The 13335-nt window shown below is 46.1% G+C and carries 12 protein-coding genes; 5 read left to right on the top strand and 7 right to left on the bottom strand.

Going from position 1 to position 13335, the window contains the following annotated elements:
* Positions 1–182: 182 nt before the first annotated feature.
* Positions 183–2006: a signal peptide peptidase SppA gene (gene sppA / locus QUA99_RS09330; protein ID WP_333235785.1), complete on the top strand. Its 1824-nt coding sequence runs from the start codon at positions 183–185 to the stop codon at positions 2004–2006.
* Between the two features lie 440 nt (positions 2007–2446).
* On the opposite strand, the gene QUA99_RS09325 is transcribed toward sppA, so the two are convergent.
* Complete coding sequence (locus QUA99_RS09325; RefSeq protein WP_333235786.1) at positions 2447–2716, bottom strand: GlsB/YeaQ/YmgE family stress response membrane protein; 270 nt, start codon at positions 2714–2716, stop codon at positions 2447–2449.
* A 297-nt stretch (positions 2717–3013) separates the two neighbouring features.
* Between QUA99_RS09325 and QUA99_RS09320 the strand changes: the two genes are divergently transcribed.
* Entirely contained in the window at positions 3014–4201 is a 1188-nt protein-coding gene (locus QUA99_RS09320; RefSeq protein ID WP_333235787.1) for a tetratricopeptide repeat protein, read from the top strand.
* 110 nt (positions 4202–4311) lie between these two features.
* Here the strand turns inward: QUA99_RS09320 and QUA99_RS09315 are convergent, their stop codons facing one another.
* The gene (locus QUA99_RS09315) at positions 4312–5022 is read right to left on the bottom strand and encodes a carbonic anhydrase (RefSeq protein WP_333235788.1); all 711 of its coding nucleotides are present in this window, start codon (positions 5020–5022) and stop codon (positions 4312–4314) included.
* A 330-nt stretch (positions 5023–5352) separates the two neighbouring features.
* Between QUA99_RS09315 and QUA99_RS09310 the strand changes: the two genes are divergently transcribed.
* The gene (locus tag QUA99_RS09310; RefSeq protein ID WP_333235789.1) at positions 5353–6168 is read left to right on the top strand and encodes an MOSC N-terminal beta barrel domain-containing protein; all 816 of its coding nucleotides are present in this window, start codon (positions 5353–5355) and stop codon (positions 6166–6168) included.
* Positions 6169–6184: 16 nt separating this feature from the next.
* On the opposite strand, the gene ylqF is transcribed toward QUA99_RS09310, so the two are convergent.
* Both ylqF and QUA99_RS09300 read right to left on the bottom strand, forming a co-directional pair.
* Positions 6185–7042, bottom strand: coding sequence for a ribosome biogenesis GTPase YlqF (ylqF, locus tag QUA99_RS09305; RefSeq protein ID WP_333235790.1), 858 nt, complete (start codon positions 7040–7042; stop codon positions 6185–6187).
* 224 nt (positions 7043–7266) lie between these two features.
* Positions 7267–7680 (bottom strand): universal stress protein, encoded by a 414-nt coding sequence (locus QUA99_RS09300; RefSeq protein ID WP_333029586.1) that lies wholly within the window; start codon positions 7678–7680, stop codon positions 7267–7269.
* A gap of 184 nt (positions 7681–7864) precedes the next feature.
* Here QUA99_RS09300 and QUA99_RS09295 point away from each other — a divergent pair, with 184 nt between their 5' ends.
* Both QUA99_RS09295 and QUA99_RS09290 read left to right on the top strand, forming a co-directional pair.
* Complete coding sequence (locus QUA99_RS09295; protein ID WP_333235791.1) at positions 7865–9064, top strand: phosphoglycerate kinase; 1200 nt, start codon at positions 7865–7867, stop codon at positions 9062–9064.
* 191 nt (positions 9065–9255) lie between these two features.
* Positions 9256–9981 (top strand): pentapeptide repeat-containing protein, encoded by a 726-nt coding sequence (locus QUA99_RS09290; RefSeq protein WP_333235792.1) that lies wholly within the window; start codon positions 9256–9258, stop codon positions 9979–9981.
* Positions 9982–10080: 99 nt separating this feature from the next.
* Here QUA99_RS09290 and QUA99_RS09285 read toward each other — a convergent pair whose 3' ends face one another.
* The 3 genes from QUA99_RS09285 to QUA99_RS09275 form a co-directional block, all read right to left on the bottom strand.
* A complete protein-coding gene (locus QUA99_RS09285) occupies positions 10081–10746 on the bottom strand; it encodes a response regulator (RefSeq protein ID WP_333235793.1) in 666 nt (221 codons plus the stop codon).
* A 312-nt stretch (positions 10747–11058) separates the two neighbouring features.
* Positions 11059–12402, bottom strand: a complete 1344-nt coding sequence (locus QUA99_RS09280) for an EAL domain-containing response regulator (RefSeq protein ID WP_333235794.1) — start codon at positions 12400–12402, stop codon at positions 11059–11061.
* A 583-nt stretch (positions 12403–12985) separates the two neighbouring features.
* Positions 12986–13255, bottom strand: coding sequence for a hypothetical protein (locus QUA99_RS09275; protein ID WP_333235795.1), 270 nt, complete (start codon positions 13253–13255; stop codon positions 12986–12988).
* Positions 13256–13335 lie beyond the last annotated feature (80 nt).

The raw sequence follows: 13335 nt of genomic DNA, 5'->3' as shown, positions 1-13335 counted from the left end.
CTACTTGCAGGAATGACCAATAATATCGTTTCCGCCGACATCGGAATAATATTTTTCCGAGTGCAGTGCGAGCGGGACACTTGCACACTCGGTATCATTCCGTTATAACCGGATTCGATATAACTAATAACTAATGACTAATGACTAATGACTAATGACTAATTACCAATTACGATTATCTAATGAGAGATTTCCTAAAATATACCTGTGCAAGTTTACTGGGAACCTTCCTAGGACTGTTGCTGCTCGGCAGTATAGGATTGGGGGGACTGGTACTGCTAATTGCTTTGGCTGCATCGTCGTCTAAAGATTCAGGTCCGCAAGTTAAAGATAAGTCTGTATTGGTATTAGACCTTTCTTTAAATATCACCGATAGCAAACCGAGCCGCAGCACTAGCGCTGCGATTGAAGAAGTGCTTTCGGAAGATTCCGCCGGCGATACAGTGACGCTGCGGACTGTTTTAGACACGATCGAATCTGCGAAAAAAGACCCGAAAATCGTTGGCATTTATCTCGAAGGCAGCTCGGATTCAAGCAGCAGCGGGTTTGCCAATCTCAAAGAAGTTCGATCGGCTTTGCAGCGTTTCCGAGATGCCAAAAAACCCATTTTTGCTTACCAAATGGACTGGAACGAGCGAGATTATTACCTCGGTTCCGTTGCTAATACAATTGCTGTCAATCCTTACGGCGCTTTGGAAATCAACGGTTTTAGCAGTCAAGCAATGTTTTTCACCGGTGCTTTGGAAAAATACGGCGTGGGAGTGCAAGTGACTCGCGTCGGCAAATACAAGTCAGCCGTTGAACCCTTTTTGCTCACAAAAATGAGTCCCGAAAATCGCCAGCAAACTCAAAAGTTGCTCGGAGATATGTGGGGAGAATACCTGAAAACTGTCGCCCCGAGCCGCAAAGTGACCGTTCCGCAACTGCAAGCGCTTGCAGATAAGGGCGGAACTTTGATGGCTGACGAAGCTCTCAAAAGCAAGTTAGTTGATAAAGTTGTATACTTTGACGAGATATCGACCGAACTCAAAAAACTCACAGGAACCGATCGCGAAAACAAATCTTTCAAGCAAATTAGTTTAAAAAACTACGCGAGAGTTGCTGAGGATAAAAACTCCACTCGCGCTGATAATAAAAACCAAATTGCTATACTTTACGCCGAGGGAGAGATTGTAGACGGGGAAGGGAGCCCGAATCAAGTAGGAGGCGATCGCATCGCTCAAGAAATGCGGAAAATCCGGGAAGATGACGACGTAAAAGCAGTAGTTTTGCGCGTCAACAGTCCCGGAGGCAGCGCGACAGCGGCCGAAGTCATCGGGCGCGAAGTGATGCTGACGGGCAAAAAGAAACCAGTTATCGTTTCGATGGGCAATTTAGCAGCATCCGGCGGCTATTGGATTTCGATGGGTTCCAGCCGCATTTTTGCCGAAGCAAATACGATAACCGGTTCGATAGGCGTTTTTGGAATGTTGCTCAACGTCGAAAAGTTGGCTGCTAACAACGGCCTAACTTGGGACGTGGTAAAAACCGCCCGCTTTGCGGATACTAACACGGTTTCCCGTCCGAAAAATCCTCAAGAATTGGCGAATATTCAGAGGACTGTCGATCGCATTTACGATCGATTTATTACTAAAGTCGCCAACTCCCGCAAACTGCCGAAAAACAAAGTACAAGAAATTGCTCAAGGCAGAGTGTGGTCTGGTACGGCCGCGAAACAGTTGGGTTTAGTCGATGAAATTGGCGGTCTTGAAGATGCTGTCACAGAGGCAGCGAAGCAAGCTAAACTGGGCGACGATTGGAAGTTGGAAGAATATCCAAAACGCCGCACTTTGGAGGAGCGAATTTTGGAAAGAATTTCTGGCGTTCGCGTTTTGAAACCAGCCGCCAAACTCGACCCGCTGACTGCTGAAGTTAAGAAAATGCAGGAGGAATTGGCTGCGATCGAGTCGATGAACGACCCGCAGGGGGTTTATGTTCGCTTGCCTTTTAATTTGCGGATTGATTAATTAATTGATATCAAATCCGGGATTTTTATATTATGTCCGGTCGATTACCCCTAATACGGTAGGGGCGGGTTCACGAAAAATATCTGCCAACAATTTCCAATCTCAAAAACCCGCCCTTTTAATCGCGGTCACTCTGCTGGCACTGAGATGTTGCACCATTCTCAATAAGCCTTTTGCGGGCGGGTTCTCCTCCCCGCCCCACAAGAAAACTCCGTCTTCGCGGAACTGGCCCGAAAGCCTGTTAAGCGAGAATGGTGCAAGATGTGAGATATAGAGGACACGGCAGTGCCGTGTCCTCCATTTGTTTATATCATTCCGATGTTAACGGAATTGATATCAGTAGGCTGACGAACACTACAAACAACTGAAAAACCCGGTTTCTGGAAGAAACCGGGTTTATGAATACCCTAAGTCGATCGACTGGGAATTGGCAATATTTGTTATGCAGCACGCTGAGTTAACAATCCCCAGATGAAAAGTAGAACGATCGCACCTACGACTGCAAAAGCTATGCTGGGTATAGTCAATGCTCCGAAGGATGCTCCCCCGCTAGTCCCCAGGAAGACTTGACCTAGATAACCTCCCACTAGCGCGCCCAAAATTCCTAAACCTGTTGTTGCCAGAAAACCGCCGCCTTGAGTTCCCGGATAAATAGCTTTGGCGATCGCACCGGCAATCAGTCCTAAAACGATCCAAGCAATAATTCCCATTTCCCTTTCTCCTGAATACTTAACTTTTCTTGTGCCTTGTCTTATGTTCTTAGAATAACAACCCCTATCCCGCCCTTACCTCTACCGTAGGGAGGAACCGAGAGTGGTAGGATTTCTCATGAATCGTCGGAGTTTGAGGCTTTTTAATATCTCAAAAGAGTTAACCCACTTTTTCTGGGGAAGAAAGGTACTTATGCTCAAACCAAAAGGGAAATAGGAGAATCTTTTCTGGGACTTTTTGTGTTTTACTGGTAAAAAATTACAATAATTTTGCGAAACGAGGAAAGTTTGCGCCCGATGAATCTGACTCTGTGCACGATCGTGAAGAATGAAGAGGCAACACTGTCGCGGACTTTGGACAGCGTTAAGGGTGTTGTGGACGAAATTGTGGTGGTGGATACGGGCTCGGGCGATCGCACCCGTGAAATCGCCCGAGGATGTGGCGCGAGGGTTTATGACTTTGAATGGTGCGACGACTTCGCAGCGGCGCGCAACGAGTGTCTGAAGCACGCGCAGGGCGACTGGATTTTGGTGTTGGATGCCGATGAGGTTTTGGTACCGGAGATTGTACCTCAAATAAAGCAGGCAATTGCGAGCGATCGGCTGCTGCTAATCAATCTCATCCGCCAAGAGATCGGTGCCTCTCAATCTCCCTATTCCCTGGTGTCGCGCTTGTTTCGCAATCGCCCCGACATCCGATTTTCTCGCCCTTACCACGCAATGGTAGACGACAGCGTAGGTGAGATTTTGCAGAGGGAACCCGAGTGGAAAATAGCTGCTCTCCCCGATGTGGCGATTTGGCACTCTGGTTATCAAAAAGATGCGATCGCAGCAAAAAGTAAATTCCAAAAAGCTCAAGCAGCAATGGAACGCTATATCGCTTATTATCCAAACGATGCTTATGCTTGTAGCAAATTAGGCGCTTTGTATGTAGAAACCGGGCAAATCGGGCGGGGAATTAATTTATTAACCAAAGGCTTGACTGCGGAGGCAATTGATGATTCTATTGTTTACGAACTGAACTATCATTTGGGAATTGCTTACCGCCAGCAGCAGCAATTTGCTAAAGCAAAAGAACACTATCAAGCCGCAATTAATACAGATGTTTTCCCCGCACTCAAGTTAGGCGCTTACAATAATTTGGGCAATTTGTTCAAGGATGAAGGAGATTTGAAATCTGCTGAAAAAGCTTACAAAGCAGCTTTAAAAATTGACCCCAATTTTGCAGCAGGTCACTACAATTTAGGACTGACGCTGAAGGCAGCCGGAAATTTAGCAGATGCGATCGCCTATTACCGACAAGCGATTAAAATCGATCCACAACACGCGGAAGCTCATCAAAACTTGGCAGTAGCGCTGCTGAAAATTGGCAAAATGCCAGAGAGTTTAGCAGAATTTAAAAGAGCGATCGCCCTTCACGAACAGCGCCGCCCATTTGAAGCCGAACGCCTGCGCCGGGGACTGCAAGAAATGGGTTTACTTTAAACTTGTTACCAAATAATTTGTAGGGGCAATCCCTCCGTGGTTGCCCCTCGAACCGGACGGGGTAAGCACGGGGGCATTACCCCTACAAACTGTAAAAATTACCAGCAAAATTAAGCAATTATCTCTACTTTGCCGCTATCCAAATCGTAGCGGCCCCCAACAACTTTAAGCTTGCCCGCTTTGACTGCTTCAGCTAAAATAGGCGACGAGGATTGTAACTGATTTACATTGATTTTTACATTAGCTCTGACTGCGTTATCCCACGCATCGCCTAGGTCACCTTTTGTGGTATCAACTGCGGGTTTAATCGCCGCCACCAAAGTGCTAATGTGACCCGGCACAGCTTTGCCATCTAAAGCTGCTTTAACAGCACCGCAGCGTTCGTGACCCAGAATTACTAATAGCGGCACTCCTAATTCTAAGGTGGCATATTCTATATTCCCGAGAACCACATCGTCGAGAAAATTTCCAGCTACTCGAATATCAAATAAGTCCCCTAATCCTTGATCGAAAATAATTTCGGGAGCAACGCGCGAATCAGAACAAGCCAGGATGGTTGCAAACGGATGTTGACCCTGTGCTACTTCTACAACTCGCGATCGAGCTTGGTCGGGAAATGTCCGTTTTTGCTCAATGTAGCGTTGATTCCCCTCCATCAATTTCTGGAGAGCACCGTCGGGAGTAACGTCAGAGATTGCCTCTGCCTTTGCGGGTTGGATTTGCAAAAGCGCAGGTGCAAAGCTTGCCGCCACCATCCCTGCACCAGCCTTCAAGATTAAATTCCGTCGCGAAATCATGCCTGTTCTTTCGCTTTTAGTCATGGCTTGCAACTCAGTTCAATTGTTTGTATTTTTTAGCATAATATATACCCCAAGCTCGGCCAGACTTCTTTAATTTTTCTTTACACGCAGCTACCGCCAAATTTAAACTTTCAAAAAGTTGCCCCTTTTTATTTCACAAACAGTCCCGGACACGCGCTAACCAAAAAAACCCGGTCTCTCGCTGTCGCGATCGAGCTAATACGACCAAATTACGTGCAGAAACCAGGTTTTTGCGTCAGTCCCGATCGAGGTAACTGCGGCCGTCCTTTGGCCGGCAGAGGATGCTAGAATGTATCTACAACGACGACAATTATTTCTCAATAAATCGAAATGTCTTACGTCGCCAGCATTCATATCTATCCGGTCAAGTCCCTTGACGGCATAGCTGTCAGTCAAGCCACTATTCTTGCCAGCGGTGCTCTAGAAGGCGATCGCTCTTTTGCAATCTGCGATGCAGCAGGAGAATTTGTTAACACTAAGCGCAACAGCGGAGTCTCTTTTCTGCGCTTATCCTTTGACATCAAAAAGAGAATAGCCGGCCTGAAAATTCAAGACACCGAACAAGAATTTTTTTTTCATGTAGATAGAGAACGCCCGGGAATAGAATCTTGGTTGAGCAACTACTTCGGTTTCCCCGTCAAGTTAATAGAAAACTTGCTGACAGGCTTTCCCGACGATAGCGCTGCACCAGGGCCTAGCATTATCAGTACCGACACAATTGCCGAAGTTGCATCTTGGTTTCCGAGAGTTTGTGTTAACGAGATGCGCCATAGCTTGCGAGCTAATATTGAAATAGGAGATGTCCCGGCTTTTTGGGAAGACAGACTTTTCCCGCAAGCTGATGAAATTGTCAGGTTTAAAATAGGTAAAGTAATATTTGAAGGTATTAATCTCGGTCAGCCCTGTCTCCTATCTACGCAAAATTATGCAGCGAAAGAAGCTTATCCAAATTTAAAAAATATAATAGCAGCAAAGCAGAATGAAATCATGTCTAAATTTGTAAAAAAAAGCCATTTAATTCAATTCGATCGGCTGATAGTTAACACCAGAGTGCCACCTCAATCAGCAGAAAAAATAGTACACATAGGAGACGAAGTTCAAATTATCACCGTCAGCAAATCCCTATTTAATACCATTCCTGATTAGTTGTATGGCACGAGTCTTATCGAGCCGGCGGCAACTCCAAAGTAAGCTTACCCAATACACCGGTTCTAAAATCGTTTAACATCTGCCGCGCCGTTCGTTCGACATCTCCTTGATACCTGTCTTTTGCTACCTCGTGCAAATAACCTTCACCGTTACTAGATGCTGGATCTAACTTATACCTGGATTTGAAACCAGATATCGATATCAAATTGTCATCAGCCGCCTCAAGCTTTAGGAGCAAATCAACCATCGCTGCTGCTACTACCTGATTGTCGTAAGCTGCTTCGCCAATATCTTCGCAAATAGCTAATTTTATGGCATTTTCTTGATTGTTAATTCGGGTTGGAATCACTCCCGGGGCGTCTAATAATTCAATTTCGTCAGAAATGCGAATCCATCGGAGCGATTTAGTTACCCCAGCTTTGCGGGCACTGTCCACCACTCTCCGCCCTAACAGCCGATTAATTAAAGCAGATTTTCCCACATTGGGAAATCCCATCACCACTGCACGGACTGGACGGGGCAGCATACCTCGATCGAACCTTCTTTTATTTAGCTGCACCCCAGCATTCTGCACCGCATCCGCCACAGCGTCTACTCCTTGACCGTGCTCGGCATTAGTAAAATAGGCCGTTTCCCCTTGGGTATCAAACCATGTTTCCCACGCCTCGATCGCGCGAGGCGTAATCATGTCCATGCGGTTGATGACCAATACTCGCGCCTTGCCTCCCACCCAGCCCGGCATTTGGGGGTGGTAAGTAGCCAATGGAATGCGCGCATCTCTGACTTCGAGCACCACATCTACTCGCTTTAGCTGTTCTTTTAATGCCCGTTCAGCTTTGGCAATGTGACCGGGATACCATTGAATTTTCATAATAGGAAGGAAGAAGGAAGAAGGAAGAAGGAAGAGGGAAGAATCAAGAAATAATCAGGGAACGGATGAGTGTAACAGATTTAAGGGCACGAAGGAAGGAGGGAATCAGGAAAATGGCAGAAGTAAGCTGTTAGGCATCTAACTTATACTACTGGAAATAAGTAATAAGAAAGAGTTTTCCTTCTTCCTTCTTCCTTCTTCCTTCTTCCTTCTTCCTTCCTTCCTTAAGGCACAATCAAAACTGCACAAGGAGACAGATTGATCACCCGATTGGTAACGCTGTCAGACGCCCCATCATCGGTTAAACCCATCCCCCGACAGCCCATTACAATCAAATCGGCCCCAATTTCGTCAGCCACATCACAAATCGTGAAAGCCGGTTTGCCTTCTCGCTCAATGATTTCAGCTTCGATTCCCTCCTGGGAAAACATTGATTGGGCCTCAGACAGCAGTTTGGCGACTGCTTCCGGGGAACTCATCACCTCTCGCGGCGGGGAGTCGGACTCCTCGGCTGGGGGTTCGACTACCGACAGAATAACTAAACGAGAAGCGTAGGTTTTCACAATATTGACAACCTTTTCCGCGGCTTCGCGGGCTTCTCGGCTTTGATCGACAGGAAATAAGACAGTCTTGAACATAGTGCGCATCTCCCGGACGCGGACTCCGATAAAATGTTTACGTTGAGCCAATCAGTGCCGTTTGTTTCATCTTCCGTTTTTTGTACGGACGCGGTTGAATGCGCCCGAGGCCCCAAGTGCAAGTGACCAGTGCCACCATTTCAACGGAATTAGACAAAAACACACATATTAGGAGGTTAATCCTGTGACCAAAAAAACTGTAGCAAATTTATCGGCATCGGACTTATCGGGCAAACGGGTACTGGTGCGGGCGGACTTTAACGTGCCGCTCGACAACGGCAACATCACCGATGATACTCGTATCCGGGCTGCTCTGCCGACAATTCAAGATTTAGCGTCCAAGGGTGCTAAGGTCATTTTGTGCAGCCACTTCGGCCGTCCCAAGGGCGTGACCGAGAAGTTGCGCTTGACTCCGGTTGCGAAACGGCTGTCGGAATTGTTGGGCAAAGAGGTCAAAAAAACTGACGACTGCATCGGCGATGATGTTGCTGCTACAGTCGCCGCGATGCAAGATGGCGATGTGGTTTTGCTGGAAAATGTCCGCTTCTACCCAGAGGAGGAGGCAAACGACCCGGAATTTGCTAAGAAGTTAGCTTCGGTGGCAGATTTGTATGTCAATGATGCTTTTGGTACGGCTCACCGGGCTCACGCTTCTACTGAGGGCGTTACTAAGTATCTGAGTCCTTCTGTGGCTGGGTTTTTGATGGAGAAGGAACTGCAATATCTCGGCAGTGCGATCGACAATCCTCAGCGTCCTTTAGCTGCTATAATCGGCGGTTCTAAGGTTTCCAGCAAGATTGGAGTCATTGAAAAACTGCTGGAGAAGTGCGATAAATTGCTGTTGGGCGGTGGGATGGTTTTCACGTTCTACAAAGCTCGCGGCTTGAACGTTGGCAAGTCTTTGGTGGAAGATGACAAGCTGGAACTGGCTAAGTCTTTGGAAGCTAAAGCGAAGGAACGGGGAGTTGCTTTTCTGTTACCTACTGATGTGGTAGTTGCTGACAAATTTGCTGCTGATGCTAACACTCAAACTGTCCCTGTTGAAAGCATCCCCGACGGTTGGATGGGTTTGGATATCGGCCCGGATTCAGTAAAAACTTTCCAAGATGCTTTGGCCGATTGCAAAACTGTAATCTGGAACGGGCCGATGGGCGTGTTTGAGATGGAGAAGTTTGCTGTAGGAACCGAAGGAATCGCTCGTTCTTTGGCTGGACTTACTGAAACTGGTACTACCACAATTATCGGTGGTGGTGACTCGGTGGCGGCTGTGGAACAGTTGGATTTAGGCGCACAAATGAGCCACATTTCGACTGGTGGCGGTGCTAGTTTGGAACTGCTCGAAGGTAAGGAATTGCCGGGTGTTGCGGCTTTGGATGAGGCTTAATTAAGTTAAGTAGGGCGGGCTTGGCCCGCCTTGCTGTCAGCAGGTCTAAATCCTTGGCTGCGAATCATTTTTTTGAATATTTACCGCAGAGAGCGCAGAGAACGCAGAGCAACAGAAAAGAGAGCAGGATATGGGTTTAAAGTCTACAGTTTGCTAGTATAATTTATTTGAAGTAGCAGTGAGGTTTGTTTGTGAAACTTAAAATCTTGGCAACTGTAACGGCAAGTTTAGCTTTGTTTTGGCTTGCAGCTCCCGTTAAAGCTCAAAATCCAGATCATGTTAGGCAATTGCTGGAAACTAAAGAGTGCGAGGGCTGTGACTTGAGAAATGCTGATTTGTTCAAGGCTAGCTTGTACAGAGCTAATTTAAGAGGAGCCGATTTAAGCGGAGCAAATCTCTATGAAGCTAATTTGCTAGAAGCGGATTTAACTGATGCTAATTTGGCGAATGCTAACTTAGTTAATGCCGAGATGTACGGGGCAGACTTGGAGCGTGCTAATCTGCGAAGTGCGGATTTGTCTAATGCTTTTTTGGGGCGAACGAATCTGACGAGTGCTGATTTGCGCGGTGCTAAACTTTTTAATGCGAATCTGGGCGAAGCTTATCTGCTGCAAGCTAATTTGTCGAATGCGGATTTGAGGCGTTCGCTGCTGTTTAGAGTTAATTTGAATCGTGCGAATTTAAGCGGAGCGGATATGTCTTTCGCGGATGTGCGCGATAGTAATTTGCAGAATGCTATTTTGTCAAATACTAGGCTTCCTAGGGCTCAATTGACCGGGACAAATATCGATGCGGCGAATAACGTGCGGCAGGGTGATTTGGAACGTGCCAACTTCCGGGGTACGAATTTGGGGCCAGGGGTTTGTGTGATAACTAATTATCCTTATTGTGTTTTGAATGTGGAAGAAAAATTTTAGACTCTAGTTCCAAGATTCATCTGGGGAGTAAATCTAAAATCTAAAATCTAAAATCTAAAATCCCCTGGCTGGCTGGCGCACCCTAGGTTGAACTCCGAGCTAAGTTTGAGGTGGTTTGTATCCTCTTTCTAGGGCAAATCTCACAAGCTGGGCACGATTTTCTAACTGTAATTTGCTGAAAATGCTGCCTAAATGAGCTTGCACAGTCCGGGGGCTAATAAACAGCCGATCGCTAATTTGTTTGTTAGTATAACCCTGGATAACCTCCCAAAAAACTCTTTCCTCGGCTGGTGTTAAAGGCAAAGGTGCAGGTGCTGGCAATACTGCCACAAATTTTGGTTCCACCGCCCTACCGCTAGAAGTTTGCAGCAGTCGGACAATCTCGGCGTGAATGCGGTGAGAGCGCTCTAGCTGCGCCTTTACCTTAGCTAAAATTTCTTCAGACTGAAAAGGTTTTACCAGATAATCGTCACCGCCGATCGAATGACCTTCAACTTTTGACTCAATCTCGCCTTGACCAGACAAAAATATAAAGGGAACTAACTGTCCCAAACGGGTAGTTCGCAAACGGCGACAAAACTCAAACCCGTCCATTTCTGGCATCATCACATCTGAAATTACCAAATCTGGGGGGGCCTTTTCAAAAATCGAGAGCGCCTCAACCCCTGAAGTAGCGCATTCTACTCGATATCCTTGGCTTTCCAGGTACATTGCTAAGACTGTTTGACAGTCTGCTTCGTCGTCAACCACTAATATTCTTTCCATGACGGGCTTGCACCAATTCCAGTTGACAGTTCTTGAAACTGCCGGTTCCAAAGTTGGAACTTAAATGAGTTTACCTGCTGCAACTTGATAAAGGCTCCCAATTTCAAGACGCCACAATTCCTCAAATAGTCCAATTAAAGGCGCAGATAGCATAAAAGGGGAAGAAGTAGAGGAATATGGGGGAAAATCTGCTTCTTTGATTCGCCTTTCCTAAAAAGCTACAACTTTTTAGGAGTCGTCGTCAACTTTTCTGCAGAAAATAGAAGGTAAAAGAAATAATTTTATTTTATTATACAGAAATCTTGGTTACGGTTACACTATCCCTAGACCAGACATTGAAAGGTTTTTAGATTTTTCGGGTTCGGACACAGGTACAAAAGGGACGACGCGAGCAGGTGCTGCTGCTGGCGGCGCGAACAAACCGGGGTCGGCAACCAACATACTTTCAAGTATCGGTGCTGGTTCGGGGCGGCTGAACAGATACCCCTGCATGATATCGCAGTGATGCTGTTGCAAAAAAGCTAATTCTGCTTCGGTTTCCACTCCCTCAGCAATTACTGTCATATTCAAACTGTGACCCAGTAAAATGACTGCTGTAGTTATAGCAGCATTTTGAGTATCTTCGTTGGCATTGCGGACGAAAATTCGATCGATCTTTAAACTGTCAAAAGCAAATTGCTTGAGATATCCTAAAGTAGCGTAACCAGTACCGAAGTCATCAATAGCAATCCTGATTCCTAGAGCTTTTAGTTCATTTAAAGTAGCGCCTGCAACTGTCGCATTTTCTACCAAAGCGCTTTCAGTCATTTCTAATTCTAAATTAGCAGGCTCCAAGCCTGTAGTTTCCAATATTTGCACGATTCGCGGCTTGAGTTCCGGGTCGGACAACTGCCGGGCAGACAAATTTACTGATATTCTAAAGGGCGAAAACCCCGCCGCCAGCCAGCTAGCGGCTTGAGCGCAAGCTGAAAGCAGTACCCATTCACCAATCTGAATAATTAAACCTGTTTCTTCTGCTAAGGGAATAAATTCGCAGGGAGAAATTATACCTCGCTCGGGATTTTGCCAGCGCACCAAAGCTTCAGCGCCGACAACTTGTCCGGTAGCAATATCTACTTGTGGCTGATAGTATACCTGAAACTCACCTTGTGCCAAAGCGCGGCGCAGCAGAGCTTCCAAAGCCAACTTTTCAGGAGAAAGGGTGGAAACCTTGGTCGATTCGTTAACTAAATCTTTGAGTCTAGCTTCTGCTTGGTGAAGCGCGACTGTCAGCGGTTGAGTAATAGTTTGGCGTTTCGAGACGCGAGAAGCAATGGCCCCGAGCAATTCCGCCTTAGTAAACGGCTTTGTCAGGTAATCGTCGGCCCCCAATTCCATCCCCCGACGAAAATCTGTTTTGTCACTTTGAGCCGTGAGGAAAATAAATGGAATTGTTGCAGCTAGGGAGTTTTGCCGCAGCGTGCGCAACACGTCATAACCGTCGAGTTCCGGCATCTGCACGTCGCACAAAATTAAATCCGGTATCTCCGCAAGCGCCATCTGCACCCCAAAGCGACCGTTTTCTGCGACAATCACCCGGTAGCTTTGAGATTCCAGGAGTTGCAGAAGAGTTTCCCGGATTAATTCGTCGTCCTCAATTACCAAAATTTTGAGCATGATACTTAGATAACAGATGGCACTATATATCAGAACCTGACTAACTCTAGCATATTCAAACTAACGAATTACTGAGTCGGCCAATTAGCCAATAAACGATTAGCCAAATGGCTGAATATTTTCCCTCGATTCTTAAGTCAAAATAAAATAACTGCCAAAATAGGGAAAATTTCTGTATTTTTCAAGAGCATAAAACTGCTGCACCAGACTCGTTTGATAAATTTTTATTACAAAAAAAACGGGTTTTCTCATAAAAAAATTGCAGCTACTACTTTCACTGGGCGGATGGCGGCAATCACTCAGACAATCAGTTATATGATGTCCGGTTAATTGCTCATAATTAGCCCGTGTTTGTACTGAGGGTTTTAGTTTTCTATCGATGGATGAATCAAGATGCTGCGTCCTGATTTCGCCCACAAACAGATACTTGCTTTCAGACAACTTTTGGGGAGAGATAAAAAATTAGACTGAGATTCAAGCTTCCAGATCGATCTGTGTACTAAATCTCAAATCTCAAATCTCAAATCGACGGCCGGAGATCTTAATTATGGTTGTATAACCCGACATCATATTATGCAGGGTCTTAATGCACAGGCTTAGTAGAATTGGCGCAAAACTTTTCATCTACAATTGCCGAACTAATACTGACAGCTTGCATTGATGATGACGGAACGATCAGGTCTTGCGGAACTACGACCGTCTTTTTGCAAACAAGCTCGCTGCTGCCTACAGAGGCAAAGTTCCAAGCATAAAATTCGGGAGTGCTGACTGTCGCATTGGCCGGATGTAAACCTAGTGCAGTCACCAATACTAATCCAAAAGTCACTAAAGCTACGATCGCGAATTTCAGCATATTCTTTGTTTGAACCGGACAACTTATCTGATTGGTATTACCTTATTATTGCCTAGGTCGATCGAGGGCGTCAATAGCAG

It is taken from the genome of Microcoleus sp. F10-B2 (genome assembly GCF_036704965.1).
Classification (GTDB): domain Bacteria; phylum Cyanobacteriota; class Cyanobacteriia; order Cyanobacteriales; family Microcoleaceae; genus Microcoleus.
This window is presented reverse-complemented; position numbering and strand designations above follow the sequence as displayed.